Annotated in this window: 3 protein-coding genes; all 3 read right to left on the bottom strand. The window is 41.6% G+C overall.

Annotated features, from left to right (window positions below):
• Positions 1-555 (bottom strand): glycosyltransferase family 2 protein (locus tag K6C05_RS07300; protein ID WP_296733096.1); only part of this gene is annotated, 555 nt, incomplete at its 3' end.
• Positions 545-3,376, bottom strand: coding sequence for a glycosyltransferase (locus K6C05_RS07295; RefSeq protein WP_296733094.1), 2,832 nt, complete (start codon positions 3,374-3,376; stop codon positions 545-547). The genes K6C05_RS07295 and K6C05_RS07300, both read right to left, overlap by 11 nt.
• A gap of 226 nt (positions 3,377-3,602) precedes the next feature.
• On the bottom strand, positions 3,603-4,608 hold a 1,006-nt coding region (locus K6C05_RS07290; RefSeq protein ID WP_296733091.1), incomplete at its 5' end, for a flagellin.

The raw sequence follows: 4,608 nt of genomic DNA, 5'->3' as shown, positions 1-4,608 counted from the left end.
TTCAGCCTTTGAACGGGCAATACTGCCGGAATAGCCAGTATGCAGAAACTCCAGTTTATCGGCAAACACCATTTTTTTATTTCCCTGGCTGTTGACCACCTGTTCATGGATAGCGCCTACATAGCGTATATAAGGACTATTGCGAAAAATTCTTGGCATCAAGGTGGTAGGAATAGGACGATTATTGTCATCCGCATCGATATTGACCTGACGGCACAACAAGCATCCTACTGTTTTATCCCTGTCAAACCGTTCCAGCTCACTACGCACATTTTTTTGAACAGCATCGGTAAACCATTCATCTGCATCAAGAAAAATTATCCAATCTCCCGTCGCTTTCTCAATGGCATAGTTTTTGGCAGCAGCAAAATCATTGATCCAGTCAAAATGATACAGCTTGGCTCCGGCAGCCTTGGCCAAAGCCACAGTATTATCCGTTGAGCCTGTATCCACAACAATTATTTCATCTGCCACATTTTTCATACAAGTCAACCACTGTGGCATATTCTTTTCTTCATTCTTGGTTATTGCACAGGCAGAAACTTTAATTGCCATTTTTTAATGCCTCCTGACACCAATTCTTGTATGAGTTGCTTCTAAGACTTACTTTCACATGTTTAAAACATTCCACGGCCTCGGCATACATGCTTAATTGATAAAAGCATATTCCCACACCTTCCCAAAACCTGTCATTGGCACTAGGTGATTCTGCAGGAATCATTTCATACAGCTTAAGCGCCAGCTGCTCACAATTATTCCGGGTCATTATTTCAGCTATTTCCACATAACGCTGTTCCTTTTCCAATTCGTTGCCAGAAAAGATACTTATCATTTCTATATACCGCTCTATTAAAGTATCTGATCCATACAATAGAATTTCCTTAAAAAACACCTTATAATCCCCATATAAACCAGCTATGCTTTCTGCACCGATCAGGCCATGAATATATTTAACAATGTTATGCAGACCCTCCGGCAGCATACGGGCATATTCTTTATCATATTTTTCCAGCAGACACACAAAAAGTGCCGGCAGTATTTCCGCCAAGCCCTTCATTGCCTGGTTATATATATACTGATATGATTTCTGGTTTATCAATAAATCCTTGGATAACTTCCCAAAATAAACGGACAGCTCCGGAAAACCATTTACGGCGAATATATTTGACAATATCTCCTGATAGCCCTTTTCACCTTCATATATTTCTTTTAGCTTTTCAATAAAAGCGTTATCCGCAACACCATCGTAGATATCCGCCCAGCCACAGATTGCATCATCATTCCATGGATTCAATCCCAGTGCTTTTATCAGATATTCCTCGGCCAGCTTCCCATTTCCAATATGATAAAGTCCAATTCCCAGCTTTGTATATACCTCATGCATAACAGAGGCAATGTTGCTGGAATTTTCCTTATCCGCACCTATTTGAGACAAGGATTTTTCCAATAGCTGAACAGCTTCCTGATACTTTTCCTGTTCTGTCAAAATAAATCCCTTACGGGCATAAAAATCCGGTAAATTGGGAAACAGACGAATTCCCGTATCCGCCAGTACCACCTGATCATCAACACCATAATCCAATTTTTCCATGGCATTAAGAGCCAGCCAATACATATCCCCCTGCTGGCCCAATGGCTGATAAGGGGACTGGGTAGCCAATAAAGCATTATCCAGGGCCTTACCATATTCTTCCAGGGTATAATAACACTCTGCCAAGTATCTGTATAATTTCCTTATATCAGTCCCATCCTCTATATCCCGGTTCAATAATTTAATATTACGCTCAGCCTTTCGGGGATTTATACTGGATGAATACCCTGTATGCTCTATTAATAAGCGATTATCAGAAATACACCAATGCAAATTTTCAATTCCCTGGCCATTAATGGTAACAGCCTCATGTATCCGGCCCTCATACTGAAGTCCAGGTTCATTTTTATATATGCGGACAGAATTAAATGTATTCAATGCTGCATTATGGTGGTCCCTATCAATGTTGACCATAGGCACCATTACAACCTGAAGTTCATTATTCCCTTCCCGCAAACTGTATAAGGCATTGCGTACTTCGACGGGAGTCCTGAATAATTCATCAGCATCTGTAAAAACAATCCAATCCCCTGTGGCTTCAGCCAAGCACTGATTTTTGGCCAAGGAAAAATTATCCTCCCACAAGGATTCCAGCAATATAATACTCAGCTCCGGATTTTCTTCACTGAATTCTGCAATCAGTGATTTTGTAGCATCCTCGGAGCCAGTATCATTAATAATTATTTCATCAGCAAATATCTGAACATTTTCCAACCAGCTGCGAATATTATCGGCTTCATTCCTGACTATCACACAGGCGGATATTTTAATATCTTTTTCTGCCATTTTGGAAATCTCCTGTTGTCTTTTTTGCATAATCGAAAGCATTTCATCTGTCATAAGACACGGTTCCAGGCCATGATAATTTTCATACAATGATATAGCCATCTCTATTTCTTTGTTTGCATCCCGGTACCTTCCCCTCTGATATAGGCATTCACTGTATTCTGCATGAAATTCCGGCAGCTCCGGAAAATCCTTCACTGCCAGCTCCACAATTGCCAAATGGTTTTCTTTACCTTCGACAGTTGGCTTTCCGGCATAGTAATTAATGAGACCACGATAGCTTCTGCTGGCATAGGTTATTGGCTGGCGACCCCGTGTCACATCCAGCCTGGCATAGTACATGGCTTTTTCTATGTCCCCAAGGCCGGTATAGCATTCATATAGATATGTGTAATAATGCTCCACAGGTTCCCCTTCAGCAATTGCCTGCCTTATAATCGCAAGATTTCGGCCTGCCTTTTCCTTTGATATGTTTGAGCTATAGCCTGTATGAATAATCTTAAGCAATTCCCCACTGACCTGCTGAAGCCCTGAGAGGTACTTATCATAATGATACAATGATTCATGAATTCTGCCCTTATAATTTAATCCATTAATATTGCGCACCAGCCTTAAGGCATAAAAATTATCCAGCCTTTCCCCCGTAGATTTATCATAATTTTCCATGGAAACCAGTAACCCATTTGTCCTTGAAGACAATGAAGCTATGATTTCCCTGATATTATTACAGGTTTCTTCAGTAAAATATTCATCGGCATCCAATATTATAAGCCAATCACCGGTCGCCTTGGACATTGCCAGATTTCTTGCAACAGAAAAATCGTTACTCCATTCCTGATAGTATACCTGCCCACCATATGATTTGAAAATATCTACAGTCTTATCTGTAGAGCCTGTATCCACCAGAATAAGCTCATCTGCTGTTCCCTTTATTGATTCAAGGGAACGAACAATATTATGGGCTTCATTTTTGGCGATATATACTGCAGAAATCATCATTTTTACGGTCTCCTGTCCTGATAGTTTATTGCAATCGCAGAGGCTGGTATATCTCTTGTTATTATTATACAGCAATTATTTAAATATTTCCTTAAGAGGTTTAATATCTCGACACCTTTACTGCACAAAAACACTAATTTGTCTATTGACATCAATTACTGACAAAAAAGGACCACTCCGAAGAGTGGTCCAATTTATGGTTGTTTGTAATAATCCTACTATCCTATTACTGGAGCAGACTGAGTACATTGGAGCTGCTCTGGTTAGCCTGTGACAGCATGGACTGTGCAGCCTGAAGCAGAACATTGTTCTTGGTGTAGGCAGTCATTTCCTTAGCCATATCAGCATCACGGATTACGGACTCAGCACTGGTTACATTCTCGCTTGCAGTAGTCAGGTTGCTCTGGGTGTACTCGAGACGGGACTCAGCTGCACCGATGGAGGTCTGCTGATCCAATGCCTTTTGAATAGCAGAATCAAGAGCATTGATTGCTGCATTTGCCTTCTCCTGAGTTGCTACGGACAAGGTAGAACCATCCATACCCTGGAGGCCAAGAGCAGTAGCCTTCATGTCGGTAAGACCAACCTTGATGGACTGGCCAGCCTTGGTGCCTACCTGAAGCACGATGGAGTTGTCCTCAGAAGCATTCTGAGCACGGATTGTCTCCTCAAATGCATCCAGTGAAGCATTAGCGGACTTGTTTACATTACCCTTGTTATCAGTAATGTACATGGTGAAGCCGGCAATCTGACCAGTGATACCACCTGCTGAAGACTGAAGAGTAATAGCATTTTCGCCAGAAGCAGTGTTAACTGCATTCTTAGAACCATCAGTGCCGATAGAAGAAGTAGCACTCTTAAGAGTGATTGCTCCACCGGTCAACTTGCTGATAGTAGTGCCAAGAGCATTAGTACCAACCTGTACAGAGCTGGTTACAGTCTTACCATCCTTAACATAGGAGATGGTAACGGTATCAGTGCTGTGAATGTTCAGGCTGTCACCATTGCGGGCTGCCAATTGAGTAAATTTAGTAGTACCAGTAGTGCCAGTGGACAAGCTCTGGTTAGTCATTGCAGTAGTGGTCTGAATAGTCTTCTTGTTGTGGGAACCATCTACCAAATACTTGCCATTAAAGGTAACATTGGCATTATCATTTATCTGGTCAATGGACTGATCCATTTCCTTCTGGATAGTAGCACGGTCAGAATCGGTATTGGTGTCGTTTGCTGCG

Source organism: Anaerovibrio sp., assembly GCF_024697385.1.
In the GTDB taxonomy this organism is placed as follows: Bacteria; Bacillota; Negativicutes; order Selenomonadales; family Selenomonadaceae; genus Anaerovibrio.
This window is presented reverse-complemented; position numbering and strand designations above follow the sequence as displayed.

Coding starts and splice junctions, on each gene's coding strand:
- K6C05_RS07295 (WP_296733094.1), bottom strand. CDS start 3,376: ATGATGATTTCTGCAGTATATATCGCCAAAAATGAAGCCCATAATATT.